This is a genomic window from Pseudomonas neuropathica (genome assembly GCF_051174785.1).
Taxonomy (GTDB): domain Bacteria; phylum Pseudomonadota; class Gammaproteobacteria; order Pseudomonadales; family Pseudomonadaceae; genus Aquipseudomonas; species Aquipseudomonas neuropathica_A.
This window is the reverse complement of the sequence record NZ_CP195111.1, coordinates 3,097,696-3,123,944: the sequence shown is the minus strand read 5'-3', so window position 1 is coordinate 3,123,944 and position 26,249 is coordinate 3,097,696. Positions and strand designations below refer to the sequence as shown.

The following is a 26,249-nucleotide window of genomic DNA, read 5'->3' as shown; positions in this document are numbered from 1 at the left end:
AACAGCTGAAAGGATTTTTCGTACGGCTTTGGTCGTGTTTACGACGAGCGTTTTTCTGCGGCCAATGGCTTACATCATTGCAGGAATATTAGGGCCTTTGTTTTTTCCCAGAGCGCGCTAGAATGCGCCCCGAACGTGCGGAGAACTGTATGTGGCAACAGACTCTGATAACCCTGCGGGCACGGCCCAGGGGCTTTCATCTGGTAACGGACGAGTTGATCAAAGGCCTGCCTGAACTCAGGGAGTGCCGGGTCGGTCTGTTGCATTTGTGGCTGCAGCATACCTCGGCGTCGTTGACCATCAACGAGAACGCCGATCCGGCGGTACGTCGCGACTTCGAACGATTTTTCAATCGTCTGATCCCACAAGGAACAGACGGCTATGAGCATAACGACGAAGGCCTGGACGACCTCCCGGCGCACTTCAAGGCCAGCGTGCTTGGTTGCCAGATCAGTCTGCCGGTTTCGGCAGGTCGTCTGGCACTGGGGACCTGGCAAGGTGTTTATCTGGGCGAGCACCGTGATCATGGCGGTGCCCGAAAAGTCCTCGCCACCTTGCACGGTGAAGGGGCATAAACCGTTGGTCACCAATGGTTACTGATTTTTTAACGGCGACTTTCGACAGTTGCCAAAGCTGGTCTATAACTAATCTGCTTTTCGCAAGTCATGAGGTAGAACATGAGCGACGATGATCTGGAAAACGACGACCTCGAAGTAGGCGACGAAGACGAGGCCGAGGAAGGTCTGGAAGCAGCAGCGGAAGACGTTGCTGACGACGATAGCGGTGACGATACGCCGGCTCCGGCTGCCAAAGGCAAAGCCAAGGCTGCGGTGTCGGTAGACGAATTGCCGAGCATTGAAGCCAAGAACAAGGAGCGCGACGCCCTGGCCAAGGCCATGGAAGAGTTCCTGTCGCGTGGCGGCAAGGTTCAGGAAGTGGAGGCCAATGTGGTCGCCGATCCGCCGAAGAAGCCAGACAACAAGTACGGCAGCCGCCCTATCTGAGGCGTGCCGCTTGCTTGCTTGCTGAAAAAGCCCGCCGTCGCTGCGGGCTTTTTCATGTCTGGAATAAAGGAGCTGAAGTGAATGCAGTTCCCTTGTGGGAGCGAGCTTGCTCGCGAATGCGGTAGGTCATTCAGCATTGCAGTGACTGACCTGACGCTTTCGCGAGCAAGCTCGCTCCCACAGGGTTTGTGGATTATTTCGAGGTGGTATTCCAGCGGGCGAGTAGCGCGGGCAGATCCGTGAGGCTACGGATTTCGGCGTCCGGCAGGCGATCCGCTTCCCAGGCTTTGCCCGCCGGGTTAAACCAGATCGCCCGCAACCCCGCCTGTTGCGCCCCGGCAATGTCATCACCCGGATGATCGCCGATGTGAACGGCGGTTTCGGCCGTGGCGCCACCGCGCTGCAAGGCTTCATGAAACAACCGGGCATCCGGTTTGGCGATGCCGATATCTTCCGCGCACAACGCAAACTTGAAGTAGTCCGCCAGCCCTAACCGGCGTACATCGGCATTGCCATTGGTGACCACGCCAAGCGAGTAATGATTGGCAAGAATCTCCAGCACCGGTTCGACTTCAGGGAATACTTCGATCTGATGCCGCGCATGCAGAAACACTTCAAAGCCCTTGTCGGCCAGATCGGATGCCTCATCATGGGCGTACCCGGCGTCTTCCATCGCATGAAACAACACCCGCCGCCGAAGCGCACTGATGCGATGTTTCAACCCCGGCTCACTGGTCAACACCCGCTCACGAATCGCCCACAAATGTTCGACCGGCACCGCGCCCAGATTCGGCGCATGTTCGCTCAGCCATTCGCGCAATACTGCTTCCGCGCTGACGATCACCGGGGCGGTGTCCCACAGGGTGTCGTCGAGGTCGAAGGTGATCAACTGGATGCTCATGAATCATCGCCTTTCATGCGTTTGGCCCGTGGATGGGCGCTGTCGTAGACCGCCGCCAGGTGCTGGAAGTCCAGATGGGTATAGATCTGCGTGGTCTTGATGTCGGAGTGACCGAGCAATTCCTGCACCGCGCGCAGGTCTTGCGAGGATTCCAGCAAGTGGCTGGCGAAGGAGTGCCGCAACATATGCGGGTGCAGGTTCTGCCCCAACTCGCGCTCGCCGGCCAGTTTGACTCGTACCTGAATCGCTCGCGGGCCGAGGCGCCGGCCTTGCTGGCTGACGAATACGGCGTCGTCCGCCGGGTTGGTCATGGCCCGCAGAGGCAGCCATTGTTCGAGGGCTTCGCGGGCCTTTTTGCCGACCGGCAGCAGCCGGGTTTTACTGCCCTTGCCGAGGACTTGAACCATGCCGTCGGCGAGGTCGAGTTGATCGAGATTGAGTCCGGTCAGTTCGGAAAGGCGCAGGCCGGAAGAATAGAACAACTCAAGAATCGCCTGATCGCGGCGCGCGAGAAAATCATCCTCGACCGCCCCTTCAAGCAATTGCAGTGCACGGTCGGTATCGAGGGTTTTCGGCAGGCGTCGCTCGCCTTTCGGCGGTGCCAGACCGGTCGCCGGATCATGGTCGCAGAGGCCTTCGCGATTCAGATAGTGATAAAGCCCGCGCACTGCCGAGAGCAGCCGTGCGAGGCTACGCGAGGATTGGCCTTGCGCATGCAGACGAGCGATCAGGCTGCGCAAGCGCTGAATATCCAGCGCTGCCCAGCTGGCGATGTTCTGCTTCACACACCAACCGAGGACTTTGTCGAGGTCGCGGCGGTAGGCCGACAGCGTGTGCGGCGACACCTGTCGCTCACTGCGCAGGTGTTCGCAGTAAGCGTCCAGTTGTCGTTCCATGTTCAGCGTACCGAGCGCAGGGAGCTGTTGACCCGTGGCAGCACGCGGCCCATGACTTCGGCGATGTAGCTCAAGAACAGCGTACCGACCGAGCTCTTGTAGTGCTGCGGATCACGGCTGGCGATCGCCAGAATCCCATGGATGCCTTGATGGCTGACCGCGACGACTGCGGTGGAGCCGATCTGCTTGCGCTGTTCTTCGCCGAAGAGGAAGTCCAGTTCGTGCTCGCGCAGGGTGCCGCTGACGCTTTTGCCTTCGGTGAGCAAGCCGCCGATGGCGACTTGGGCGTCAGCGTGGGTAACCCAACGGCCGACTGGCGCCGGATTGTCGCCAAGCAGGATCAGGCTGACAAAAGGCACCTGGAAGTCCTGACGCAGACTGTCTTCGACGCTGATCACCACGTCTTCCAGGCTGCTGGCGTCCATCAAAGACAAGATCAAACGACGAGTCTTGTCGAACAGGCGATCGTTGTCGCGGGCGACATCCATCAAATGCGAGAGGCGGTGACGCATCTCGATGTTGCGGTCGCGCAGGATAGTCATCTGCCGCTCGACCAGCGAAACGGTGTCACCGCGCTGGTGAGGAATGCGCAAGGCGGGCAGCAGCTCTTCGTGCTCGACGAAGAAGTCCGGATGCGCCTCGAGGTATGCGGCAACCGCTGCCGCCTCCAGGCTCTCGGACGCTGATTCGTCGGACTGTCGGGCGGGTACCTGAGGCTTATCGGTCATGGTTTCTGCTCACTCAAAGACGTACTTGTCCTTCGTATACACGCACTGCCGGCCCGGTCATCAGCACCGGTTGGCCAGGGCCTGCCCATTCAATGGACAGGCGCCCGCCGGGCAGGTCGATCAATAGCGGCGAATCCATCCACCCCTGGCTGATCGCAGCGACAGCCGCTGCACACGCGCCGGTGCCGCAGGCCTGGGTTTCCCCGGCGCCGCGTTCCCACACGCGCAATTGCGCGCGATTGCGGTCGATGACCTGGAGAAAGCCGACATTCACTCGCGCCGGGAAGCGCGGGTGGTGTTCGATTTTCGGCCCCAGTTCATGCACCGGTGCGCTGTTGATGTCCTGCACGCGCAATACCGCGTGCGGGTTGCCCATCGACACAGCGGCCAATTCGACTGTGGTGCCGTCGACTTCCAGCTGATAGCTGGTCGCCTGCGCCGGCGCTTCGAACGGAATGTCCGCTGGCACCAAGCGCGGGGCGCCCATGTTCACGCCGATCTGGCCGTCGTTACGCACGTCCAGTTCGATGATGCCGCCCTTGGTCTCGACGCGGATCTGCCGTTTGGCCGTCAGGCGCTTGTCGAGCACGAAACGGGCGAAGCAGCGTGCACCGTTGCCGCACTGCTCCACTTCCGAGCCGTCGGAGTTGAAGATCCGGTAACGGAAATCCACATCCGGATTGCTCGGCGCCTCGACGATCAGCAATTGGTCGAAACCAATGCCAGTGTGGCGGTCGCCCCATTGCTTGGCGTGCTTTGGCTGAATATGCGCGTGCTGGCTGACCAGGTCGAGAACCATGAAGTCATTGCCCAAGCCGTGCATTTTGGTAAAACGCAGCAGCATGGGTTACTCCGGCAGCAGGCTTTCGCCGGCAAACAGCTCGGCCACGGTTTCGCGGCGGCGCACTTCAAAAACCTGATCACCGTCTACCAACACTTCAGCGGCACGGCCACGCGTGTTGTAGTTGGAACTCATCACAAAACCGTAGGCCCCGGCCGAATGCACGGCCAGCAGATCGCCTTCGGCCAGGGCCAGTTCGCGATCCTTGGCAAGGAAGTCACCGGTTTCGCAGATCGGGCCGACGATGTCGTATTTGCGCGCAGCGGAGTCACGCGGTTTGACCGCCGTGACGTCCATCCATGCCTGATAGAGCGCCGGACGGATGAGGTCGTTCATCGCCGCGTCGACGATGGCGAAGTCTTTGTGTTCGGTGTGCTTGAGGTACTCGACCTGCGTCAGCAGCACGCCGGCGTTGGCAACGATGAAACGGCCCGGCTCGAACACCAGCGCCAGATCACGACCGTTCAGACGCTCGCGTACGGCTTTGATGTAGTCGGCAGCCAATGGCGGCTCTTCATCGCGATAACGCACGCCCAAACCACCACCGAGATCGATGTGGCGCAGGTGAATGCCGCAATCGCCGAGACGATCGACCAGATCCAGAAGGCGGTCGAGGGCATCAAGGAACGGTGGCAGCGTGGTCAGTTGCGAACCGATGTGGCAGTCAACGCCCACTACTTCCAGGTTCGGCAGATGCGCGGCGCGCACGTACACGTCTTCGGCGTCGGCGATGGCGATGCCGAACTTGTTCTCTTTGAGGCCGGTGGAAATGTACGGGTGGGTGCCTGCATCGACATCCGGGTTCACGCGCAGCGAAACCGGTGCGCGAACGCCCAGTTCGGCGGCGACCACTTGCAGGCGCTCCAGCTCGTCGGTGGATTCGACGTTGAAGCAGTGCACGCCGACTTCCAGTGCACGACGCATGTCGTCACGGGTCTTGCCGACACCGGAGAAGACGATCTTGTCAGGGCTGCCGCCAGCGGCGAGAACCCGCTCCAGTTCACCACGGGAAACGATGTCGAAACCGGCGCCGAGACGGGCCAGGACATTCAGTACGCCGAGGTTGGAGTTGGCTTTGACCGCAAAGCAGACCAGGTGCGGCATGCCGGCCAGCGCATCGGCGTAAGCCAGATACTGGGCTTCGATGTGCGCGCGCGAGTAGACGTAGGTGGGCGTGCCGAAACGGTCGGCGATGGCGGACAGCGCCACACCTTCCGCGAACAGCTCCCCGCCACGGTAGTTAAAAGCGTCCATGGCGATCCCTTATTGGTAAACGTCGTGCTTGTGTGCTTTGGACGGTTGCTTCTGCGAAGACTGGGCTTGCTCGGCCGGGTCCTGATCATCATCGGGCAGGTACAGCGGGCCTTTTTGACCGCAGGCCGAAACAAGGCAGGCAACCGCGACGAGCGCAGCAAGGGAAGAGATCAGGCGCTTCATGGCGAAATCCTTGAAAATGCGTTAATTGCGCCGGAGTATACCGGCCACCCGGCGGCTTGCCTATGTGATGGGGTTCCCGTCCGGCGGGGCTCTCTAAATGCACCAATATCTCTGTGGGAGCGAGCCTGCTCGCGATTGCGGCGGGTCAGCCAGCAATAATGTTGAATGTGCCGGCCATTCGCGAGCAGGCTCGCTCCCACAGGTCGTTAATCTTTGCAATCGGCCAGCAGCGTCCGTATCTTTCGGCGCTTGAGCCTGATCAGAACATTTTTTGAGGTTGCCGCAATGAGTTTGTCCGAAGCCCGTTTCCACGATCTGGTCGATGAAACCCAGGAAAAACTGGAAGACATCTTTGATGAAAGCGACCTGGATATCGACATGGAGAACTCGGCCGGTGTGCTTACCGTCAAGTTCGAAAACGGCTCGCAGCTGATCTTCAGCCGCCAGGAGCCGCTGCGTCAGCTGTGGCTGGCGGCGGTGTCCGGTGGTTTTCACTTCGACTATGACGAAGAAAGCGAGCGCTGGATGTGCGACAAGAGCGAAGAGCAACTGGGCGAAATGCTCGAGCGCATCGTCAAGCAGCAGGCCGGCGCTGAATTCGACTTCGAAGGTCTGTGATTCCGTGACTGACACCGCTCCTGTTCGTCCACCGAAGCCGCTTTACAGCAACATCAGTCCGGCCGTGCCCTCGCCGTGCAGCGGTGTGTGCCGACTTGACGAACAAAAGGTCTGCCTCGGCTGCTTCCGCCATGTCGAAGACATTCGCGAATGGCGCTCGGCGGACGACGAACGGCGACGGGTAATTTGCGCGCAGGCGTCGCAGCGCAAACAGTGCGGCGGGGCGTGACTTGTATATTTTTTGAGCTGTGATAGTGTCCGAACACGCCTCAACCCATCGAGGCCTGGTGAAAACCCCGTCTTTTTTGGCGGGGTTTTGCTTTTTTTGTGTGCAGAAGAAAGGAGTCTGCCCGGATCATGACCGCACCTTCCATCACCCTTACCCGTCTGGACGTGCAACGTCTGGAGCGCCTGATCGACAACCTGAATGAGAAAGACCAGGCTGCGCCGGGCGTGATTGCGCTGCAAACCGAGCTGGACCGCGCCGACACCGTGGTCGGCCACGATGAAGTGCCCGCCGATGTCGTGACGATGAATTCCCGTGTGCATTGCCGCGAAGAAGGCAGTGGCAAGGATTACCACCTGACGCTGGTCTATCCCAAGGATGCCAACGCCGATGAAGGCAAGATCTCGATCCTGGCTCCGGTCGGCAGTGCGCTGCTGGGCCTGAAAGTCGGTCAACACATCGACTGGCCGGCACCGGGTGGCAAGACCCTCAAACTGACTTTGCTCGAAGTCGAATCGCAACCAGCCAACGGTGGCGCGTTTCCCGAGTAACCCGCCTCAGACCTGTTCGAGCGCTTCGTTCAGGGCGCGCTCCAGGTCAGCCTTGTAGCGCAGATACAAATTGCTTGAACTCTGCCCGTCACCGAGCAGGCCTGAAAGGTCGAGGTCGGTGATGTAGCAGCGATAGCGTTCGCTATCGCGGCGCTGCTCGACGATCTCCCGGGCGACCACGCTGAACAGCTGGTCGCCATGTTCCAGTTCGCTGAATTCCCGTTGATTGCAATACAGGGTGACCTGCACTTCGCCCGGTGCGGCTTTGCCGACGATCGCCTGCACGTCATAGAACGGCTTGTTCACCGGCGTCTGCGGTGCCGGCCGCGATTCGACCCGGCGTGCGCGCCCCGGACCCGAAGGCAATAACTGGTAATACAACATTTCGAGACGGGCATCGGGGCCGGCGTCCATCGGCAGCACGGCTTCGCGGCGGAACAGGATCGATTGCAGGAAGCGTTGCAACGGCACCAACAGACTTTGCTCGTCGTGGTACGGCAAATGCTGCTGCCACAGTGCATTGAACTCATCCAGCACGTACAACTCTGCCTGTTGCTCGGTGATCCGGTAGAACACCTGAATACATTCCGGCTGGCCCATCGGCAGGATCAGCGCGAGGTCGTGATCCTCCAGCGCCATCGGGTCCAGGTGCAGCGGGCTGTAGCGCGGCTGTTCTTCACCAAGGTAATCCAGCAACGCTGGCAATGTCGCGAGCGCGACGTGGTTGACCTGGCCCGGCACCAATTCCAGCACGTGATAATGCTGCTGCACCTGAATCAGGTAGCGATGGTTCAACTCGCTGAGCAACAGGTTTTGCGCGGTGTCGATGATTTCCTCGACGCGACGGGCAATGAACTGCGCGCGGTTGTGGCAGAAGCAACGTACCTTCAACGACGGCTGCAATGGCCCGCGCGGCAGATTGTTGAGGTAATCACGCAGGCAATCAAGCAGGGCATGCGGGCCGTCGAAACGGTTGACCAGCACTTCGTTCCAGCTGTTGAGCGTGACCTGATCCAGGGTCAGCACAAGGTTTTCGCGCACCCCGGCGTAGCTCAGCGAGTCGGTGCGTTCGGTGGTCATCAGAATGTTGAGATCGCGGTGATGCTTGAGCGGATCAATCCCGACGTTGACCAGAATCAACACTTCGCTCGGCACGGCGGCGCGCAGCAGCGGCTCTTCGGCCACCGTGGGCAGGGGCAGGGCGATGCACTGTTGCAGGCTGCCGAGCAGGTTGAACAGTTCGAACTCGCTCAGGTCGCTGGTGCCGGGATGCAAAGCCAGGCGCGTGCTGCTGTCGATCACACCGTTGCGGTGGCACCAGGTCAACAGCTCCAGTAACTCGCGGCTGCGCTTGATCGGCGCGAAGTGTTCCCACTCCAATGCGGTGAGGCTGCCGTTATACAGGCCCCACTGGGTTTGCCCGGGTTCCTTTTTGTTGCGCGACTGCACCAGGGTCAGGGTGTCTTCGGCCAGATCCGGGGCGATGCCGGGGTTGATGAATTCGACCTTGTCGGCCTTGCGTTCGAAGGCAGCATAGAGCCGGCGGCCGAGCACATTGAGATCACGCTTGTTGATCAGGCTGACGGTCTGCTCGGTGCGGGCGAACTGGGTGAGGAAGCGATAGCTGTAGTTCAGCTCATTGACCAGCGCGCGGCGTTCGGCGCTGACCTGGCGGACTTTCCACTGACTGCGGCTGTCGAGCAGCGTCAGTTGTCGCTGATCCCAATGCCACTCGCTGGCCAGCCGTTCCAGCAGCGAGCGTTGCCAGCTCTGGGTGCGGCTGTTGCCGGTGAGCTTGCGGTTGACCTTCAGGTACAGCGCGCGGCGCACCAGCTCCAGCCGTTCCGTTTCGTTGCGTGCGGTGAGGTACTCCTCGATGCGCCGGTACACGACCATGTACGGGTCCAGCTCATCCAGATCCAGTTGGTTGGCGAACACGGCTTTTTTGAAGCGCAGGCTGAGACACTGCACCTGCGGGTGTTCGCTGGCGTAAACCTCGGTGAGCAACAGTTTGAGCACCGACTTGTAGGGCGACTCGATACCTTTGAACAACTGCCACAATCCGGCACCGATGAACTCGCCTGGCGGAATCGTTGCCAGATGGCCAAGGTCGAGGGTTTCGTCGGCGCGGATAAAACGCTTCGACAGCAGGGTATGGGTGTAAAGATCGTAGGCGGTTTCTTCGTAAACCGGCACCAGCCACCAGATCGGCGTGCGCCCGGCCAGCCAGATTGCGGTGCGGTAGAACTCGTCGAGCAGCAGATAGTGCTGAGTGCTGCCGCAGTTCTCCGAGCTGAGCTGGGAGTCGCGTTCGCCTTTGACGAAGCGCTCCGGGTCGATCAGGAAGAAGTGCGCCTCGGCGCCCTGACTGGCCGCCCAGGCTTCCAGCAACTGACATTTCTTGCCCAGTTCAGCGAGTTCGCTTTCGCTCAGATCCGGCGCGTGGCAGACCCAAACGTCCATGTCGCTCTGATCGGCCTGTGCCAGCGTGCCGAGGCTGCCCATCAGGAACAGGCCGTGGATCGGTCGTGGCGGGTTGCTGCCGTGGCGCGGCTTGTAGGAGAACGAACGGGTCAGGCGTTGCGCTTCGGCGAGGGTGTTGGCGTCCGGCTCGTAATTCGACAGTCCGGCCGGTGTACTGCCCGAGACATAACCCGGCAGCAGCGGATGATTGACGTGGAAGAAAAGCGGCAACAGCGTCAGTACGCTTTGCTGGCGTGTCGACAACCCTTCCAGGGCACGACCGAGGCGGCCTTCATTGAGTTTGAGAAAGCGCGCGCGCAGCTGGCTGAGGACCTTGCGGTCAATGCCTTCGTCCAGGTCGGGGCGGATTTCGTGGGTGCGCGTCATGTCAGCTCAAACCGGCTCGCGGGCTCGGACGTAGAGGGTCTCGGAATGTCCGGCAGTTTAGCCTTAGCGCGGCGGGACTTTTAGCTGATTTTGTTTTTTGGCGTCAGATTTCTATCGCGGGCGGCAGGGCAGGCCCGCGGAAATCCCGTGGCAGGAGTTCCCGTGGGCAAAGTCGGGGAGGATCAGGCGGTTTGTTCTTCTCTCAGAATGGTCAGCACGGTTTGCACGTTTTGCGCCGCATCGCGACCGAGGCTGGTCAGATAGCCGCCATCGGGCTGATCGGTCAGTTCTTTATCAAAGAGGCGTTGGGCAGCAGCGATGTGCTTCGGGGCAGCGGTCTGATGAATTTTCAGACCTTCCTGGGAACTGTCCAGGTTGAAGAGTGCGAGGACTTCCAGTTCGGCAACCAACTCAGGGGTAAGCGACATAAGGACTCCAGACTTTCTAGGAATTGGACGACAGCGTCCCTAAGGTGAACCCGCTTTTGCGGCATGTCCAGTGCTCAGATCAGGGATTTTGTCTTGAGGCGGATTTCAGTGTAGTCGGGGCCGGGGAGTTGACTGGATGGATGGGTGACAAATTGTGTGGGAGCTAGCCTGCTCGCGAATGCGGTGTGTCATTCAGCGTTGTTTTTGCTGATACAGGGCATTCGCGAGCAGGCTCGCTCCCACAGGGGGATGTGTTTGGTTTACTGCTTTTCTGGCGGTAATTCCGGCAATGCACGCAGCGCCGCTTCGTACCATTCGGTGTCGAACGGGCGGTCTTCATCGAGCATCGCGTCAATCTCGTAGGCCAGCACGTGCGCCATCAGACTGAGGATTTCTTCGCGCTCAACGCCCACCAGTGTCAGCTTGTTGAACGTCGCTTTGGCCGCTGGCGGGTTGTCGCTTTCGATCTGGTTCTCGATGGCTTCGATCAACGTAGCCTCGGTGAACTCTTCTTCGTCGTTGTCGATGTCTGTCGGCTCGCTCATGGCAGGCTCCTCATGGAAAGGCGCCAGTTTACCCCCATTCAGCGGGGTGATGCTGCTGGCGCGATTCGCCTGCACGATCTATAAACAGGCCCTGCCCACCCCGCACGGCCTGGAGGCTATGTGATGCTCAAGCTCTACGGATTCTCAGTCAGCAACTACTACAACATGGTCAAACTGGCACTGCTGGAAAAAGGCCTGCCGTTCGAGGAGGTCACGTTCTACCCGGCGCAGACCCCGGAATCACTGGCCATCAGCCCGCGCGGAAAAGTACCGGTGCTGGGCGTGGACGCCGGTTTCATTAACGAGACCGCGATCATCCTCGAATACCTCGAACAGACCCAGGAAGGCACACAGCTGCTTCCGAGCGATCCGTTCGAGCGCGCGCAGGTGTTGGCGATTGCCAAGGAAATCGAGCTGTACATCGAGTTGCCCGGCCGGGCCTGTTATGGCGAAGCATTTTTCGGCATGAGCCTACCGGAGGCGATCAAGGAAAAGACCAAAACCGAATTGCTGCTGGGTTTTGCCGCGCTGGGCCGACACGGCAAGTTCGCCCCGTACGTGGCGGGCGACACTCTGAGCATCGCGGATTTGTATTTCCTCTACAGCGTGCCGCTGGCGTGTGCGGTTGGGCAGAAGCTGTTCGGAATTGATTTGCTGGCTGAGATGCCGCAGGCCAAGGCGCTGCTGGAACGGCTTGAGCAGAATCCGCATGTGCAGAAGATTGCGGCGGACAAGGAGGCGGCGATGCCGGCTTTTTTGGCGATGATCGCGGCCAAGAAGTGATTTGTTGTTGTTCTGAAGATCGCATTCGCGAGCAGGCTCGCTCCCACAGGGTTATGTGCTGAAACACGATTATGTGTCCGACGCAAAACCTGTGGGAGCGAGCTTGCTCGCGAAGCTTTTGGCTTTTAGCGGCTGGCGATCAGGGCCTGACCGCGTACCACAGCAGCCTTGACCTGCGCCGGCGCAGTGCCGCCGATATGGTCACGGGCATTCACCGAGCCTTCCAGGGTCAGCACGGCAAATACATCTTGCTCGATCTGATCGCTGAACTGACGCAGTTCTTCCAGGCTCATCTCGGCCAGATCCTTGCCGGTGTCCACGCCGTACTTCACCGCGTGGCCAACGATTTCGTGGCAGTCACGGAACGGCAGACCACGGCGCACCAGATAATCCGCCAGGTCAGTCGCGGTGGAGAAACCACGCAGCGCCGCTTCACGCATGATCGCGTGCTTTGGCTTGATCGCCGGGATCATGTCGGCAAAGGCCCGCAGCGAGTCGCGCAGGGTATCGGCGGCGTCGAACAGCGGCTCTTTGTCTTCCTGGTTGTCCTTGTTGTAAGCCAGCGGTTGGCCTTTCATCAAAGTCAGCAGGCCCATCAGTGCGCCGAATACGCGGCCGGTCTTGCCACGCACCAGCTCTGGCACGTCAGGGTTTTTCTTTTGCGGCATGATCGAGCTGCCGGTGCAGAAGCGATCCGGCAGATCGATGAACTGGAACTGCGCGCTGGTCCACAGCACCAGCTCTTCGGAGAAGCGCGACAAGTGCATCATCGCGATGCTCGCGGCCGAGCAGAATTCGATGGCGAAGTCGCGATCGGAAACGTTGTCCAGCGAGTTGCCGCCGACAGCGTCGAAGCCCAGCAGTTGCGCGGTGTATTCGCGGTCGATCGGGTAGGTGGTGCCGGCCAGCGCGGCGCTGCCCAGTGGCATGCGGTTGGTGCGCTTGCGGCAGTCGACCAGGCGCTCGTAGTCGCGGCTGAGCATTTCAAACCAGGCCAGCATGTGGTGACCGAAGGTCACCGGTTGTGCCGTCTGCAGGTGAGTGAAGCCAGGCATGATGCTCGCGGCTTCGCGCTCGGCTTGCTCCAGCAGGCCTTTTTGCAGGCGGGTGATCTCGGCGAGAATCAGGTCGATTTCGTCACGCAGCCACAAGCGGATGTCGGTCGCGACCTGGTCGTTGCGGCTGCGCCCGGTGTGCAGCTTCTTGCCGGTGACGCCGATGCGATCGGTCAGGCGTGCTTCGATGTTCATGTGCACGTCTTCGAGGTCGATACGCCAGTCAAACTGGCCGGCCTCGATTTCGCCCTGAATGGTCTTCAGGCCGTCGATGATGCTGTCGCGCTCGGCATCGGTCAGCACGCCGACCTTGGCCAGCATGGTGGCGTGGGCGATCGAGCCCATGATGTCGTGGCGATAGAGGCGCTGGTCGAAAGTGACGGAGGCGGTGAAGCGGGCGACGAAGGCGTCGACGGGTTCACTGAAGCGGCCGCCCCAGGACTGATTGGTCTTGTCAGTGCTCATGAATTCGCTCGTATCGGCTTGAAGAAAAAAGGCGTGAAACGCTGGCGCGGATAATAACAGGGTTGCCAATCCTGTCGCTGACACTGGTCGATACGTTTTTTTCTCATTGTGTGCGCCATAGTCGGCGCCGGCTCAGGAGGTTTCGCGCAAGGATATTTTTCGATTGAGCAATATCGGCGCGGCAAGCGTCTACAGTTGGACATAAGGGTCGGTGTGACTTGGATCGGGCAAAGGTCTGGCCGCCGACTATAAGAAGAGGGGATGGGTGTAATTGTCCTTCGGCAATCCCCGTGAAACACGCAGGAAACAGCGGGCTTTGAGCAGTACGACCCGGACACTGGCAAATATTGCTGGCCGACGTACGGCACTTTTTGGCGCTCGGGCTAGTCTTAGCGTGGATCGCGGTGACGGACGTCACTTCACCTGTCTACGCTATCCTTGTGCGAGACTCACGCAGGAATCCAGCGCAATATGAATGTCCTGATCGTTGATGACGAACCACTTGCTCGCGAGCGCCTCAGCCGAATGGTGAGCGAGCTCGAGGGCTACACAGTTCTGGAGCCCAGCGCCACGAATGGCGAGGAGGCGTTGGCACTGATCGACAGCCACAAGCCGGATATCGTGCTGCTCGATATTCGTATGCCGGGCCTCGATGGCCTGCAGGTTGCTGCCCGTCTGTGCGAACGCGAAACGCCGCCGGCCGTGGTGTTTTGCACCAGCCCCGATGAATTTGCCGTGGAAGCCCTGCAGGCCAGCGCCGTGGGCTATGTGGTGAAACCCGTGCGAACCGAACATCTGCATGACGCCCTTAAACGGGCTGAACGTCCCAATCGGGCGCAACTCTCGGCCCTGACCCGCCCCGCTGCCGAAAGTGGCACCGGCCCGCGCAGCCATATCAGCGCCCGCACCCGTAAAGGCATCGAACTGATCCCGTTGGATCAGGTGGTCTACTTTATCGCCGACCACAAATACGTGACCTTGCGCCATGAGGCTGGTGAGGTGCTGCTGGACGAACCGCTCAAAGCCCTTGAAGACGAATTCGGCGAGCGCTTTGTGCGTATCCACCGCAACGCACTGGTCGCCCGCGACCGCATCGAGCGTTTACAGCGCACGCCGCTGGGGCATTTCCAGCTGTTCCTCAAGGGGCTCAATGGTGATGCGCTGATCGTCAGCCGTCGGCATGTGGCCGGTGTGCGCAAGATGATGCAGGGCCTGTAACCCGGTCACTCCGGGCGGCTCCAACTCCTTTTTACCGGGCATTGCAGGCCAGGGAGGCCGCGCCGACTCTGATTCAAGTCAAAGTGGATTTGGCTGAGCTGTTATTATCCGCCGTATCTATTCAGTACGGATTGATCCATGTCCTCTCGCGAAATCCGCATCGCCACCCGTAAAAGTGCGCTGGCCCTCTGGCAGGCCGAATACGTCAAAGCCCGTCTGGAGGCAGCCCATCCGGGCTTGCTGGTGACGCTGGTGCCCATGGTCAGTCGCGGCGACAAGCTGCTTGATTCGCCACTGTCGAAGATCGGCGGCAAGGGTCTGTTCGTCAAAGAACTGGAAACCGCGCTGCTGGAAAACCAAGCCGATATCGCCGTGCATTCGATGAAAGACGTGCCGATGGATTTCCCTGAGGGCCTTGGTCTGTTCTGCATCTGCGAGCGTGAAGATCCGCGTGATGCCTTCGTTTCCAACACCTATGCAAGCCTTGAGGCGTTGCCTGCCGGCAGCATTGTCGGCACGTCGAGCCTGCGTCGTCAGGCGCAATTGCTGACTCGTCGTCCGGATCTGCAGATCCGCTTCCTGCGCGGCAACGTCAACACCCGCCTGGCCAAGCTCGATGCTGGCGAGTACGACGCGATCATCCTCGCTGCGGCCGGTCTGATCCGTCTCGGTTTCGAAGACCGCATCACTTCGGCAATCAGTGTCGATGACAGCCTGCCGGCCGGTGGCCAGGGCGCAGTCGGCATCGAATGCCGCAGCGCCGACACTGAAATCCATGCCTTGCTCGCACCGCTGCATCACGCCGATACCACGTCGCGGGTGACTGCCGAACGTGCCCTCAACAAACATTTGAACGGCGGCTGCCAGGTGCCGATCGCCTGCTACGCCGTGCTTGAAGGTGAGCAGTTGTGGTTACGTGGTCTGGTCGGTGAACCGAGTGGCGGCAGGCTGCTCAGCGCCGAAGCTCGTGCGCCACGTGCCGATGCCGAAGCGTTGGGCGTGAAGGTGGCCGAAGATCTGCTCAGCCAGGGCGCGGACGATATTCTCAAAGCGGTGTACGGCGAGGCAGGTCACGAGTGACTGGCTGGCGCCTGCTGCTGACGCGCCCTGCAGAAGACTGTGCGGCGCTGGCGCAGACGTTGGCGGAGCAGGGGATTTTCAGTAGCTGTTTGCCGCTTCTGGACATTGTTCCGCTGCCGGTCTCTGCCAAAATCCGTCAGGCGATTGCGCAGTTGCCGCGTTGCAACGCGGTGATTGTGGTCAGCAAGCCGGCCGCTCGCATTGCGCTGGATCTGCTCGGTAATTCGTCTTCGCTGACGATGCCGTGGTTCAGCGTCGGAGCGGCAACCGCGCAGATTCTTAGCGATCATGGTCTGGACGTGAGCTTCCCGGCGGATGGCGATGACAGCGAAGCGTTGCTGCAGTTACCTCGACTGCGTGATGCGGTCAGCCAGCCCGGCGCGCAGGTATTGATCCTGCGCGGGGAGGGCGGTCGCGAGTTGCTCGCCGAGCGCTTGCGTACGCTTGGTGCTAGTGTCGAGTATCTGGAGTTGTATCGACGCGACCTGCCAGCCTATGCCCCGGATGAGCTGCCACGGCGGATCGAAGCGGAACGCTTGAACGGGCTGGTGGTCAGCAGTGGACAGGGTTTCGAGCACCTGCGAAAAATGGCCGGCGATATCTGGTCAACCATCGCGCGGTTGCCGTTGTTTGTACCAAGCCCAAGGGTCGCCGAGCTGGCACGTGCCGCCGGGGCTCAAACAGTTGTGGATTGCCGCGGCGCGAGTGCCGTGGCTTTGCTGACGGCGTTGCGGGAGCATCCCGAACCCGTTTTCTAATGCAAAGGATGGATACGTGAGCGAAACAGCCTTGCCTAAAGATGACGTCCAGCCTGTGATTGAAACTCAGGTTGAAACTCCACCGCCGGCCACAGAGCCGCGCCGAGGCAATGGACTGGCCATCGTCGCCCTGTTGCTCGGCGCTGCCGGCGTCGCGATCGGTGGCTGGGGTGTCTGGCAGGTCCGTCACCTGCAGACCAATACTCAGCAGCAGTCCGGTGAAGTGCAGGCATTGAACGATCAGGCGCAGAGCCTGAAGCTCAATGAACAGCGTCTGACCGAGCGCCTCGCGCAACTGCCCGGTGCCGACGAACTTGCCGAACGCCAGCGTCTGGTGACGCAGCTTCAGGGCGATCAACAGCGCCTCAATCAACGTCTGGAAACCGTCCTCGGCGCCAGTCGCAAGGACTGGCGTCTGGCTGAGGCCGAGCACTTGTTGCGTCTGGCCAGCCTGCGTCTGTCGGCGTTGCAGGACATCAGCAGCGCTCAGGCGCTGGTGCAGGGTGCTGACGAAATCCTTCGCGAGCAAAACGACCCCGGTTCCTTCGCCGCTCGCGAGCAAGTGGCGAAAACCCTGGTGGCGCTGCGCAGCACGGCACAACCGGATCGCACCGGTCTGTTCCTGCGTCTCGGCGCATTGCGCGATCAAGTCATCGACCTCACCGAGCTGGCTCCGGAATACAAGGATCGCGGCGAATCACTGCTGGGCCTGACCGCCGACGGTGATGGCGCCAGTCGTTGGGCGCAGTGGTGGGATCAGGTCTCGCGCTACATCCGTATCGATTTCAATGCCGACAAAAATGTGCGCCCGCTGCTGGCCGGGCAGAGTCTGAGTCAGGTACGTCTGGCCCTGAGCCTTGCGCTTGAGCAGGCGCAGTGGGCCGCGCTCAACGGGCAGGCGCCGGTCTATACCCAGGCACTGGCCGAAGCACGTGATGTGCTCAAGGGCAATTTCAACCCGGACAATCCGCAAAGCAAAGTGATGCTGGAACAGGTTGGCGAGCTGAGCAAGGAACCGGTTACGGTCGTGACTCCGGATCTGGCCGGCACGCTGAGTGCGGTGCAAGCCTATCTTGAGCGACGCAACGTCAATGCCGAAGAGTCGGTGAAACCCTTTGCCAAACCTGCCGCCAACACCGCGCAGGAGACCACGCCATGAAACGCCTGTATGTGATCGTGTTTCTGGTGATCGCGGCGACGGCGGCGCTGGGCTTTGCAGTGGCACAGCATTCTGGCTACGTGTTGATTGCCTACAAGAGCTTCCGTTACGAAGCGAGTTTGTGGGCGACACTGGCGGTGATCGCGGTGTTGTGGCTGCTGATCTGGGGCATCAAGGTGCTGGTTGAACTGGTCATGACCTCCAGTGGCGTGGTCAATCCATGGTCGCGCCGCAACCGCAGTCGTCGCGTGCAGGTCGCGATCGAGCACGGTCAACTGGATCTGGCCGAAGGTCGCTGGGCCAGCGCGCAGCGTCATCTGTATCGAGCGGCTGAAGCCGAGCGCCAGCCGCTGCTGTACTACCTCGGCGCAGCCCGCGCGGCCAATGAGCAAGGAAACTATGAGGAATGCGATCGATTGCTGGAGCGCGCGCTGGAGCGTCAGCCTCAAGCGGAATTGGCAATCGCTCTGAGTCATGCGCAGCTGCAGACCGACCGTGGCGACACCGACGGTGCCCTGGTGACCCTGCAAGCGATGCACGATCGCCATCCACACAATGCGCAGACACTGCGTCAGTTGCAGCGTTTGTATCAGCAGCGCGGCGAATGGTCGGCGGTGATTCGTTTGCTGCCGGAATTGCGCAAGGATAAAGTCCTGCCGCGCGCCGAACTGGCCGAACTCGAGCGCCGCGCCTGGGGTGAAAACCTCTCGCTGGCTGCGCAACGTGAAGAGGATGGCAGCGTTGGTTTGCAGTCGCTCACGCGCGCCTGGGAACAGCTCACCTCGGCGCAACGGCAGGAGCCGCCGCTGGTGTTGGCGTACGCCGAACAGTTGCGTCAGTTGGGCGCTCAGGTCGAAGCGGAAGAAGTCCTGCGCACCGCGCTCAAGCGCAAATACGACAGCCATCTGGCCCGTCTCTACGGTCTGGTGCGCGGTAGTGATCCAGCCCGTCAGTTGCAAAGTGCCGAAGGCTGGCTGAAGGATCACCCGAACGATCCGAGCTTGCTGCTGACCCTTGGCCGCCTGTGTCTGCAAACCAGCCTGTGGGGCAAGGCGCGGGATTATCTGGAAAGCAGCCTGCGTGCGCAGCGCAATCCGGAGGCCTGTGCGGAGCTGGCGCGCCTGCTCGCCCAGTTGGGCGATACCGAACGCAGCAATCAGTTGTTTCAGGAAGGCCTCGGTCTGCTCGACGAACGCCTGCTGGCCGCGCCGTTGCCGGTTCCTGCTCACGTCTGAAGTGGCGAGGGAGTGTGCTCCCTCGCGTGTCTTTTGTGACTGGAATTTCAACTTCAGTGAGTGCTTGGGGCAAATTCCTACAGCGGGTTACATCTATTCCTCTCGAACCTGTCGGGTTTTCCCTACACCTCTGGTGAACTGTCGGCAGGGCCTTGCCTTGAAAGGCTGACACGCTTTCCTCTACCGTAACCGTCTGTCTCTATTGGTACGGAAAAGCCATGTCGTTGGCCTGCTCACGCTCCTTGTTCTTCATGGCTTTCACTGCGGGGGCCTTTGCTCTGGGAGCTTCCTATTATCTTGAATATGCTGTTGGTCTGACCCCATGCAGCCTGTGCCTGGTGCAGCGCCTGTTCCTCACGCTGCTGTGTGTGTCCAGCGGCCTGGCGGCGGTGCACGGCCCCAAGCGTGTCGGTTTGTGGCTCTACTGGCTGTTGGCGCTGGGCGCGAGTCTGGGAGGTACCACGGCGGCCTGGCGACAGGTATTGATCCAGAGTGATCCGCTGCTGCAACTGCTCAATTGCACGCCTGCCCCGGAGATGTTGTTCAGTGGTCTGCCTTGGATCTGTGCGTTGCAGAGGATGTTTAGCGGCGGTGCCGATTGTGCGGAAATTTCCTGGACGTTGTTCGATCTGAGCATCCCGGAATGGAGCCTGCTGTTCTTTGTCGCAGTATCCATTCTGGCGGTTTATCAATTGTTGCGGCTGGTCTGGAGTGCTCTGCAACGACCGCTCAGCGGCGAAGCGTCGCACCCGGTGCTGCTGCGGGATTAAACACTTGTATGAACTTTATCTCCTGCGTACCTTGAAGCCATAGGCGTGCGGGCATAATCTGGCCCGCACGTGTCATTGGATTTATGTTGCTCGATGACGCTCTGCCCGGCCGACCCCCTAGCCAAAATCAAAAGAGGGGCGCGGGTGTAGAGCAGCATGACCCACAAGGGAAGAGAGATCGCCATGCTCGAAAGTTGTCAGAATGCTCAGGAACGCTGGGGTGGAGTTCATCTGCTGATCGACCGCTGGTTGCAAGAGCGTGAAGAGCTGATCGGCGCCTACGACAAACTCGGTGCGCAGCCGGAGTCGCTGTCCGAGAGCCGCAAGCCTTTGCAGGAATTCTGCGGCGTGCTGGTCGATTACGTGTCGGCCGGGCACTTCGAAATCTACGAACAGCTGACTGGCGAAGCCAAGGCGTTCAACGACAAACGCGGTCTGGAACTCGCCGAGACGATCTATCCGCGCATCGACGTCATTACCGAGAAGCTGCTCGCGTTCAATGACCTTTGCGATGAAGGCAAATGCGTAGCCGAGAAGTTCAAAGAGCTCGGAGGCCTGCTGCACGAGCGCTTCGAACTTGAAGACTGCCTGATTGAAGTGCTGCACACAGCACACAAGGCGGAAGATCCGGTTCAGGCCTGATCCCGAACCCTGAACAAAAAAACGGTGCGCCCGAAAGCGCACCGTTTTTTATTGCCTGCTCAACTCGTCGCGCCGCGCAATTCCACTTCAAACACCAGCGGTGTGAACGGTGCGATAAGGTCGCCGGCACCGTCGGCGCCATAGGCCTGATCCGATGGAATCACCAGACGCCATTTCGCGCCCACCGGCATGTTCTGCAACGCGGTGCGCCAACCGGCAATCACACTGTCGAGATTGAACCATTGCGGCTGAGTGTTCTGGTCGAACACTGTGCCGTCGGGTAGTCGTCCGACATACAGCACCTGCACTTTTCCATCGGGACCGGCCTTGGTCCCCGTGCCAGGTGTCAGCTCGGTGAGCAGGATGCCATCGGCCAATTCCTTAACTCCAGGTTTGGCTTTTTCAGCGGTAAGAAAACGCTGTTCGTTTTCCATCGCCGCGTCGCTCGAAGGCTGTGCCGAGTGTTCGGCATTCTGCGATTCGTGATCAGCCAGAATCTGCTCGATGCGTGCCTCGCTCAATGCCAGCGGCTTGCCTTGATAGGCTTGCTGCAAGCCATCGACCAACGCTTGAATCTGCAATTGCGGCACTTCCTGGCGCAGCCGTTCACCGAGGCTGGCACCGAGGCTGTAGGCCAGATCGTGAGCATCATTCGCGGTGGTTTTTTCGTCAGCGTGAGCGGCCGAAAAAACCATGCAGAGGGATAAAAAAAAGTAGCGCGACATGGGCACTCTCCGTCCTGAGATGCGGTGAATTATGCCAGCGCGAACGTCGGCAACGGTGAACTGCTTTTGACTTCGCGCAGAACATTTTCGCTTCGGTGCAACGCAACGCAATCGATACTGTCAAGATGCCCTAGCGGCGGTAACTGCAGAGGTCTAGTATGAGCCGCACTCACGTCAGCCAGGAGGTAAACCATGTCGGCCACCAAGAAGCCTGTAAATACTCCGTTGCACTTACTCCAACAACTCTCGGGCAGCCTGCTCGAGCATTTGGAAAACGCTTGCTCCCAAGCCTTGGCTGATGCTGAAAAACTGCTCGCCAAACTGGAAAAACAACGCGGCAAGGCGCAGGAAAAACTGCACAAGTCCCGCACCAAATTGCAGGACGCAGCTGCCGCCGGCAAAGCCAAGGCACAGACCAAAGCCAAGGGCGCAGTGAAAGAACTGGAAGACCTGCTCGATGCCTTGAAGGATCGTCAGTCCGACACCCGCAGCTACATTCTGCAACTCAAGCGCGATGCCCAGGAAAGCCTGAAACTGGCCCAGGGTGTTGGTCGCGTTCAAGAAGCCGTAGGCAAAGTGTTGTCCTCGCGCGCAGCCAAACCGGCAGCGGCCCCGGCGAAGAAAGCAGCTGCCAAACCTGCTGCTGCAAAAGCTCCAGCGAAAACCGCAGCGGCCAAGCCTGCTGCTAACACCGCTGCAAAAACACCGGTGAAAACCGCTGCAAAACCTGCTGCAAAACCAGCTGCCAAAGCGGCCGCAAAACCTGCAGCGAAGAAACCTGCTGCGGCGAGCGCGGCAAAACCAGCGGCTAAAACCACGGCGGCAAAACCTGCTGCGCGTACTGCCGCTGCCAAGCCGGCTACCCGTGCCGCCGCTGCTAAACCAGCCGCCAAACCAGCTGCTGCAAAAGCTGCTCCAGCGAAAACCGCCGCCGCCAAACCGGCCGCTAAACCTGCTGACAAAGCTGCCGCAAAACCTGCTGCTAAAACTGCTGCTGCAAAACCAGCTGCCAAGACTGCCGCTAAACCAGCTGCCGCCAAACCTGCTGCCAAACCTGCTGCCAAAGCACCAGCCAAAGCTGCTGCCAAACCAGCCGTGAAAGCCGCCGCCAAACCGGTAGCCAAGCCAGCCGCGAAACCGGCCGCTGCGGCCAAACCAGCGACTGCTGCTGCCAAGCCTGTCGCTGCAAAATCAGCCGCCAAGCCAGCTGCAAAACCTGCCACAAAACCAGCCGTTAAAAAGCCAGCTGCCGCCAAACCAGCTGCCGCTAAACCGGCTACCGCGCCTGCCGCTAAGCCTGCCGCACCGGCAGCGTCGGTTGCGCCATCGGCACCTGCGCCAGCCGCGACTACCTCGACGCCATCGACTGCGCCATCTCCAGCCGCTGTGTCGAGCACCAGCAACAACCCAACCAGCGCTTCCTAAACGCCGGTTGCCGCGACGCGCAGCACTTGCAGCGCGTCGCGGTTCGGGCTGGCCGCTGTGCCGGCCAATCCCTCCAGCCAGGTCGTCGAACCTGTGTCGTTTCGCGTCCACTCCTGCGCCACACCTTCAAGTCGTGACAGCAACGCTCGCTCAGCTTCCAGCTCAAGTGATTTGATCTGTTCGCGTATGCCTTTCAACACCGCGTCATCAACTGCCCGCGTTTTCCACTGCATGCGCAGTGTTCGCAGTGGCTGCACCACCTCGACGTCCCAAGGCTCGGTCAGCGCCTGAAGCAGTCGTATGCGTTGTTGATCGCAGATCACTGCGCGCTGCTCCAGCCATAAACCGCACAGCAGCAGGCAGACATTGGCGCCTGCCGTTTGCAGTTGCAGGCAGGCGTCTTCCACACCCGGTCGGGCGTAGGTGGCAAGGGAAAAGCTCCACAGGTCAGAGGACATCGTGCTACTCGCGCCAGTTGTGAGCGAAGCTGGTAGACTCCGCCGCCATTATGATCCGACTTCAGAACCTGACTTTACAGCGTGGCCCGCAACGTCTGCTAGAAGACGCCGAGCTGACCCTGCACGCCGGCCACAAAGCCGGCCTCATCGGTGCCAACGGCGCCGGCAAATCGAGCCTGTTCGCCTTGATCCGGGGTGAGCTGCACCCGGACTCGGGCGATTGCTTCCTGCCGGCTGACTGGCGCATCGCCCATATGCGCCAGGAAATCGAGACGCTCGAGCGCCTTGCCGTCGACTATGTGCTCGATGGCGACCTGCGTCTACGCGATGTGCAACGTGACCTCGCCGCCGCCGAAGCGGCGCACGACGGTGCCGCTCAGGCCCGTCTGCATGCCGAACTCGACAGCGCCGACGGTTACACCGCCGATGCGCGGGCGCGAAAGCTGCTGGCCGGTCTGGGTTTCACCAACGAGCAGATGGATCGTCAGGTCGGGGATTTCTCCGGTGGCTGGCGGATGCGCCTTAACCTGGCGCAAGCGCTGATGTGCCCGTCGGACCTGTTGTTGCTTGACGAACCGACCAACCACTTGGATCTCGACGCGATCATCTGGCTCGAAGAGTGGCTGAAAAGCTACCCGGGCACCTTGCTGCTGATTTCCCACGACCGCGATTTCCTCGATGAAGTCGTCGATCACGTGGCCCATGTCGATCAGCGCAAAATCACCTTGTATCGCGGCGGCTACAGCGCATTCGAACGCGCCCGTGCCGAGCGTCTGGCCCAGCAGCAACAGGCCTACGAGAAGCAGCAGGCGCAACGTGCGCACATGGAAAGCTACATCGCCCGCTTCAAGGCGCAAGCGACCAAGGCCCGTCAGGCGCAGAGCCGGATCAAGGCACTGGAGCGGATGGAAGAACTGTCGGCGGCCCACGTTGATTCGCCGTTCGATTTCGTCTTCCGCGAGTCGAGCAAGATCTCCAGCCCGTTGATCGACCTGTCGGATGCGCGTCTGGGTTATGGCGACAAAACCATCCTCGAGAAGGTCAAGTTGCAACTGACCCCGGGTGCGCGGATCGGCCTGCTCGGCCCGAACGGCGCGGGTAAATCGACCCTGATCAAGAACCTCGCCGGCGAGCTGTCACCGATCGCCGGGCGCCTGACCCGTGGCGAGAACACCGTGGTCGGCTATTTCGCTCAGCATCAACTCGACTCGCTGGATTCCAAGGCCAGCCCGTTGCTGCACATGCAGCGTCTGGCCCCGACCGAGCGTGAGCAGACCCTGCGTGACTTCCTCGGCGGCTTCGACTTCCGTGGCGCGCGCATCGATGAGCCGGTGCTGAATTTCTCTGGTGGCGAGAAGGCGCGTCTGGCCCTGGCGTTGATCGCCTGGGAACGCCCGAACCTGTTGCTGCTCGACGAACCGACCAACCACCTCGATCTGGAAATGCGCCTGGCGTTGACCATGGCGCTGCAGGAGTTCAGTGGCGCGGTGCTGGTGGTTTCTCACGATCGGCATTTGCTCAAGAGCACCACCGACAATTTCTACCTGGTCGCTGACGGCAAGGTCGAAGAGTTCGATGGCGACCTCGAAGACTACGCACGCTGGCTGGTGGAATACCGCCAGCGCAACGCGCCGGTCAGTAATACTCCGGTCAATCCGGACAAGACCGATAAGAAGGCTCAGCGTCAGGCGGCGGCTGCGTTGCGTCAGCAACTGGCCCCGCACAAGCGTGAAGCCGACAAGCTCGAAGCCGAACTGGGCAAGCTCCACGAGAAGCTGGCCAAGGTCGATGCCAGCCTCGGCGACAGCGACATCTACGAGCCGGCGCGCAAGAACGAATTGCGTGATCTGCTCGCCGAACAGGCCAAGCTGAAGGTTCGCGAAGGCGAGCTGGAAGAAGCGTGGATGGAAGCCCTCGAGGTGCTGGAAAGCATGCAGGCGGAGCTGGAGGCGCTGTCCTGATGGAAGCGTTCAAGCTGCCGCTGCCGGCGGTGTGGGTCGAGCCGATCTGGTTTACGGTGCAGATTCTGCTGATCCTGCTGGCCGGTTACCTCACTCAGCGCTTCGTCGCCAAAGGCCTGACCCGGTTGGGCGAGCGCTATCCGTTCCCGCCGCAGTTGCTGATGCCGCTGCGTGGCGTGTTGCGCTGGCTGATCATGGGCAGCGCGCTGATCTTCGTGTTGGAGCGCCTCGGCGTCTCGGCCACGGTGTTGTGGACGGCGCTATCGGGTTTCGTTGCGGTGGCAGCGGTCGCGTTCTTTGCGATGTGGAGTGTGCTGTCGAATTTGCTCTGCGCGATTCTGATCTTCACGGTCGGGCCGTTTCGGTTGGGGGATATTGTCGAACTGGTCGATACCACCGACAAGCCAGGCGTCAAAGGCCGGGTGGTGGCGATCAATCTGCTGTACACCACGTTGATCGAGGCTGAAGAGTTGGGGACTGGCAGCGCCATGGTGCAGGTACCGAACAGCTTGTTCTTCCAGCGTTCGGTGCGGCGTTGGCGTGGGACGGATGTGTTTCCTTCCAGCGGTTTCGAGAAGTAAATTCTGCGGCGTCTGTTCTGACGCCTTCGTCGGAACGCCGCCCGGAGCAGGCTCGCTCCCACATTTGATCGCGGTCTACTGTGGGAGCGAGCTTGCTCGCGAAGGGGCCCTCAGCAGCACCTGCAACATTCAGCAAAAATTGGTAGTCATCCATTCAAACCCGCATTAGCTTAGGCATTTGTCACGAGCATGAGTCGAGGTGTGCGATGGAGCTTCAAACATGGCTGGCGTTTTTTGCCGCCTGCTGGGTGATCAGTCTGTCCCCGGGTGCCGGCGCCATTGCGTCGATGTCCAGCGGTCTGCAATACGGTTTCTGGCGCGGTTACTGGAATGCCCTCGGGTTGCAAATCGGTCTGGCGGTGCAGATTGCGATTGTCGGCGCCGGTGTTGGCGCGATCCTGACCGCTTCAGCCACGGCTTTCCACGCGATCAAATGGTTCGGTGTCGCTTATCTGGTGTATCTGGCCATCAAGCAATGGCGCGCGCTGCCCATGGATATGAGCGATGACGCGGCGGTACGGCCGATCGGCAAGCCGCTGGCGCTAGTATTCCGTGGCTTTCTGGTGAACATCAGCAACCCCAAGGCCTTGGTCTTCATGCTCGCGGTGCTGCCGCAGTTCATCAATCCGCATGCGCCGTTGCTGATTCAGTACGTGGTGATTGGCGTGACCATGATCTGCGTCGACCTGATCGTGATGGCGGGCTACACCGGTCTGGCATCGAAGGTGCTGCGTCTGTTGCGCACACCGCAGCAGCAGAAGCGCATGAACCGCACGTTTGCCGGGCTGTTCATCGGTGCAGCGGCGTTTATGGCAACGTTGCGCAAAGCGGCTGCATAAACATCGCGGACACAAAAAAGGCGACCTTTGCGGGTCGCCTTTTTTGTGGCTGGAACGCGGAGCGTTCCGG

The 26,249-nt window shown here is 60.5% G+C and carries 29 protein-coding genes and 1 pseudogene; 18 read left to right on the top strand and 12 right to left on the bottom strand.

Annotated elements, in window-relative coordinates:
• Positions 1 to 149: 149 nt before the first annotated feature.
• Together ACRRSD_RS14270 and sutA are read left to right on the top strand one after the other, a co-directional pair.
• Positions 150 to 575 carry a secondary thiamine-phosphate synthase enzyme YjbQ gene (locus tag ACRRSD_RS14270; RefSeq protein WP_102901435.1) on the top strand — a complete coding sequence of 142 codons (426 nt, stop codon included), beginning with the start codon at positions 150 to 152 and terminating at the stop codon, positions 573 to 575.
• Between the two features lie 102 nt (positions 576 to 677).
• Positions 678 to 1,004: a transcriptional regulator SutA gene (sutA, locus tag ACRRSD_RS14265; protein ID WP_435038431.1), complete on the top strand. Its 327-nt coding sequence runs from the start codon at positions 678 to 680 to the stop codon at positions 1,002 to 1,004.
• Between the two features lie 193 nt (positions 1,005 to 1,197).
• Here the strand turns inward: sutA and ACRRSD_RS14260 are convergent, their stop codons facing one another.
• Genes ACRRSD_RS14260 through lptM form a run of 6 tightly spaced genes read right to left on the bottom strand, consistent with a single transcriptional unit; the run spans position 1,198 to position 5,807 of the window.
• Positions 1,198 to 1,905: an HAD family hydrolase gene (locus ACRRSD_RS14260; RefSeq protein ID WP_435038430.1), complete on the bottom strand. Its 708-nt coding sequence runs from the start codon at positions 1,903 to 1,905 to the stop codon at positions 1,198 to 1,200.
• Complete coding sequence (gene xerC, locus ACRRSD_RS14255) at positions 1,902 to 2,801, bottom strand: tyrosine recombinase XerC (RefSeq protein WP_122842218.1); 900 nt, start codon at positions 2,799 to 2,801, stop codon at positions 1,902 to 1,904. The genes ACRRSD_RS14260 and xerC overlap by 4 nt, the downstream gene beginning before the upstream one ends.
• A 2-nt stretch (positions 2,802 to 2,803) precedes the next feature.
• Positions 2,804 to 3,529 (bottom strand): DUF484 family protein, encoded by a 726-nt coding sequence (locus ACRRSD_RS14250; RefSeq protein ID WP_122604533.1) that lies wholly within the window; start codon positions 3,527 to 3,529, stop codon positions 2,804 to 2,806.
• Positions 3,530 to 3,542: 13 nt separating this feature from the next.
• A complete protein-coding gene (dapF, locus tag ACRRSD_RS14245; protein WP_007911094.1) occupies positions 3,543 to 4,373 on the bottom strand; it encodes a diaminopimelate epimerase in 831 nt (276 codons plus the stop codon).
• A gap of 3 nt (positions 4,374 to 4,376) precedes the next feature.
• Entirely contained in the window at positions 4,377 to 5,624 is a 1,248-nt protein-coding gene (lysA, locus tag ACRRSD_RS14240) for a diaminopimelate decarboxylase (RefSeq protein ID WP_123376122.1), read from the bottom strand.
• Between the two features lie 9 nt (positions 5,625 to 5,633).
• Complete coding sequence (gene lptM, locus ACRRSD_RS14235) at positions 5,634 to 5,807, bottom strand: LPS translocon maturation chaperone LptM (protein ID WP_007911098.1); 174 nt, start codon at positions 5,805 to 5,807, stop codon at positions 5,634 to 5,636.
• 285 nt (positions 5,808 to 6,092) lie between these two features.
• On the opposite strand from lptM, the gene cyaY reads away from it, so the two are divergent.
• The 3 genes from cyaY (at position 6,093) to rnk (ending at position 7,202) form a co-directional block, all read left to right on the top strand.
• Positions 6,093 to 6,425 carry an iron donor protein CyaY gene (gene cyaY, locus ACRRSD_RS14230; protein ID WP_007911100.1) on the top strand — a complete coding sequence of 111 codons (333 nt, stop codon included), beginning with the start codon at positions 6,093 to 6,095 and terminating at the stop codon, positions 6,423 to 6,425.
• 4 nt (positions 6,426 to 6,429) lie between these two features.
• Positions 6,430 to 6,654 carry a DUF1289 domain-containing protein gene (locus ACRRSD_RS14225; protein WP_080750722.1) on the top strand — a complete coding sequence of 75 codons (225 nt, stop codon included), beginning with the start codon at positions 6,430 to 6,432 and terminating at the stop codon, positions 6,652 to 6,654.
• Positions 6,655 to 6,782: 128 nt separating this feature from the next.
• A complete protein-coding gene (rnk, locus tag ACRRSD_RS14220) occupies positions 6,783 to 7,202 on the top strand; it encodes a nucleoside diphosphate kinase regulator (protein WP_053124969.1) in 420 nt (139 codons plus the stop codon).
• 6 nt (positions 7,203 to 7,208) lie between these two features.
• Here the strand turns inward: rnk and ACRRSD_RS14215 are convergent, their stop codons facing one another.
• The 3 genes from ACRRSD_RS14215 to ACRRSD_RS14205 form a co-directional block, all read right to left on the bottom strand.
• A complete protein-coding gene (locus ACRRSD_RS14215; protein WP_435038429.1) occupies positions 7,209 to 10,052 on the bottom strand; it encodes a class I adenylate cyclase in 2,844 nt (947 codons plus the stop codon).
• 182 nt (positions 10,053 to 10,234) lie between these two features.
• Positions 10,235 to 10,480, bottom strand: a complete 246-nt coding sequence (locus ACRRSD_RS14210) for a TIGR02647 family protein (protein WP_435038428.1) — start codon at positions 10,478 to 10,480, stop codon at positions 10,235 to 10,237.
• A gap of 260 nt (positions 10,481 to 10,740) precedes the next feature.
• Positions 10,741 to 11,025 (bottom strand): hypothetical protein, encoded by a 285-nt coding sequence (locus tag ACRRSD_RS14205; protein WP_435038427.1) that lies wholly within the window; start codon positions 11,023 to 11,025, stop codon positions 10,741 to 10,743.
• Between the two features lie 123 nt (positions 11,026 to 11,148).
• Here ACRRSD_RS14205 and ACRRSD_RS14200 point away from each other — a divergent pair, with 123 nt between their 5' ends.
• Positions 11,149 to 11,808 carry a glutathione S-transferase family protein gene (locus ACRRSD_RS14200; RefSeq protein ID WP_435038426.1) on the top strand — a complete coding sequence of 220 codons (660 nt, stop codon included), beginning with the start codon at positions 11,149 to 11,151 and terminating at the stop codon, positions 11,806 to 11,808.
• Between the two features lie 125 nt (positions 11,809 to 11,933).
• Here the strand turns inward: ACRRSD_RS14200 and argH are convergent, their stop codons facing one another.
• Positions 11,934 to 13,328 (bottom strand): argininosuccinate lyase, encoded by a 1,395-nt coding sequence (gene argH / locus ACRRSD_RS14195; protein ID WP_007911110.1) that lies wholly within the window; start codon positions 13,326 to 13,328, stop codon positions 11,934 to 11,936.
• A 334-nt stretch (positions 13,329 to 13,662) separates the two neighbouring features.
• Here argH and ACRRSD_RS14190 point away from each other — a divergent pair.
• The 8 genes and pseudogenes from ACRRSD_RS14190 to ACRRSD_RS14155 all read left to right on the top strand — a co-directional run.
• A pseudogene (locus ACRRSD_RS14190) lies at positions 13,663 to 13,803 on the top strand (sensor histidine kinase); the annotation flags it as partial.
• On the top strand, positions 13,800 to 14,546 hold the full coding sequence (locus ACRRSD_RS14185) for a LytR/AlgR family response regulator transcription factor (protein WP_007911111.1): 747 nt from the start codon (positions 13,800 to 13,802) through the stop codon (positions 14,544 to 14,546). The pseudogene ACRRSD_RS14190 and the gene ACRRSD_RS14185, both read left to right, overlap by 4 nt.
• Positions 14,547 to 14,684: 138 nt before the next feature.
• Positions 14,685 to 15,626: a hydroxymethylbilane synthase gene (hemC, locus tag ACRRSD_RS14180; protein WP_435038425.1), complete on the top strand. Its 942-nt coding sequence runs from the start codon at positions 14,685 to 14,687 to the stop codon at positions 15,624 to 15,626.
• Complete coding sequence (locus tag ACRRSD_RS14175) at positions 15,623 to 16,384, top strand: uroporphyrinogen-III synthase (protein ID WP_435038424.1); 762 nt, start codon at positions 15,623 to 15,625, stop codon at positions 16,382 to 16,384. Before hemC ends, ACRRSD_RS14175 begins: the two co-directional genes overlap by 4 nt.
• A 16-nt stretch (positions 16,385 to 16,400) precedes the next feature.
• On the top strand, positions 16,401 to 17,543 hold the full coding sequence (locus ACRRSD_RS14170; RefSeq protein WP_038359134.1) for a uroporphyrinogen-III C-methyltransferase: 1,143 nt from the start codon (positions 16,401 to 16,403) through the stop codon (positions 17,541 to 17,543).
• Positions 17,540 to 18,778: a heme biosynthesis protein HemY gene (locus ACRRSD_RS14165; RefSeq protein ID WP_435038423.1), complete on the top strand. Its 1,239-nt coding sequence runs from the start codon at positions 17,540 to 17,542 to the stop codon at positions 18,776 to 18,778. Before ACRRSD_RS14170 ends, ACRRSD_RS14165 begins: the two co-directional genes overlap by 4 nt.
• A gap of 218 nt (positions 18,779 to 18,996) precedes the next feature.
• Positions 18,997 to 19,548: a disulfide bond formation protein B gene (locus ACRRSD_RS14160; RefSeq protein WP_150648992.1), complete on the top strand. Its 552-nt coding sequence runs from the start codon at positions 18,997 to 18,999 to the stop codon at positions 19,546 to 19,548.
• 183 nt (positions 19,549 to 19,731) lie between these two features.
• Positions 19,732 to 20,190 carry an Rsd/AlgQ family anti-sigma factor gene (locus tag ACRRSD_RS14155; RefSeq protein WP_016772602.1) on the top strand — a complete coding sequence of 153 codons (459 nt, stop codon included), beginning with the start codon at positions 19,732 to 19,734 and terminating at the stop codon, positions 20,188 to 20,190.
• 59 nt (positions 20,191 to 20,249) lie between these two features.
• Here the strand turns inward: ACRRSD_RS14155 and ACRRSD_RS14150 are convergent, their stop codons facing one another.
• Positions 20,250 to 20,915 (bottom strand): FKBP-type peptidyl-prolyl cis-trans isomerase, encoded by a 666-nt coding sequence (locus tag ACRRSD_RS14150; protein WP_150706299.1) that lies wholly within the window; start codon positions 20,913 to 20,915, stop codon positions 20,250 to 20,252.
• 192 nt (positions 20,916 to 21,107) lie between these two features.
• On the opposite strand from ACRRSD_RS14150, the gene ACRRSD_RS14145 reads away from it, so the two are divergent.
• Positions 21,108 to 22,340 (top strand): AlgP family protein, encoded by a 1,233-nt coding sequence (locus ACRRSD_RS14145; protein WP_435038422.1) that lies wholly within the window; start codon positions 21,108 to 21,110, stop codon positions 22,338 to 22,340.
• Here ACRRSD_RS14145 and ACRRSD_RS14140 read toward each other — a convergent pair.
• Complete coding sequence (locus ACRRSD_RS14140; RefSeq protein ID WP_435038421.1) at positions 22,337 to 22,798, bottom strand: TIGR02444 family protein; 462 nt, start codon at positions 22,796 to 22,798, stop codon at positions 22,337 to 22,339. The two genes, ACRRSD_RS14145 and ACRRSD_RS14140, sit on opposite strands and share 4 nt — an antisense overlap.
• Positions 22,799 to 22,848: 50 nt before the next feature.
• Here ACRRSD_RS14140 and ACRRSD_RS14135 point away from each other — a divergent pair, with 50 nt between their 5' ends.
• The 3 genes from ACRRSD_RS14135 (at position 22,849) to rhtB (ending at position 26,179) form a co-directional block, all read left to right on the top strand.
• Positions 22,849 to 24,759: an ATP-binding cassette domain-containing protein gene (locus ACRRSD_RS14135; RefSeq protein WP_435038420.1), complete on the top strand. Its 1,911-nt coding sequence runs from the start codon at positions 22,849 to 22,851 to the stop codon at positions 24,757 to 24,759.
• Positions 24,759 to 25,340 (top strand): mechanosensitive ion channel family protein, encoded by a 582-nt coding sequence (locus ACRRSD_RS14130; protein WP_016985893.1) that lies wholly within the window; start codon positions 24,759 to 24,761, stop codon positions 25,338 to 25,340. Before ACRRSD_RS14135 ends, ACRRSD_RS14130 begins: the two co-directional genes overlap by 1 nt.
• Before the next feature lie 206 nt (positions 25,341 to 25,546).
• Positions 25,547 to 26,179: a homoserine/homoserine lactone efflux protein gene (gene rhtB / locus ACRRSD_RS14125; protein WP_077574998.1), complete on the top strand. Its 633-nt coding sequence runs from the start codon at positions 25,547 to 25,549 to the stop codon at positions 26,177 to 26,179.
• Positions 26,180 to 26,249 lie beyond the last annotated feature (70 nt).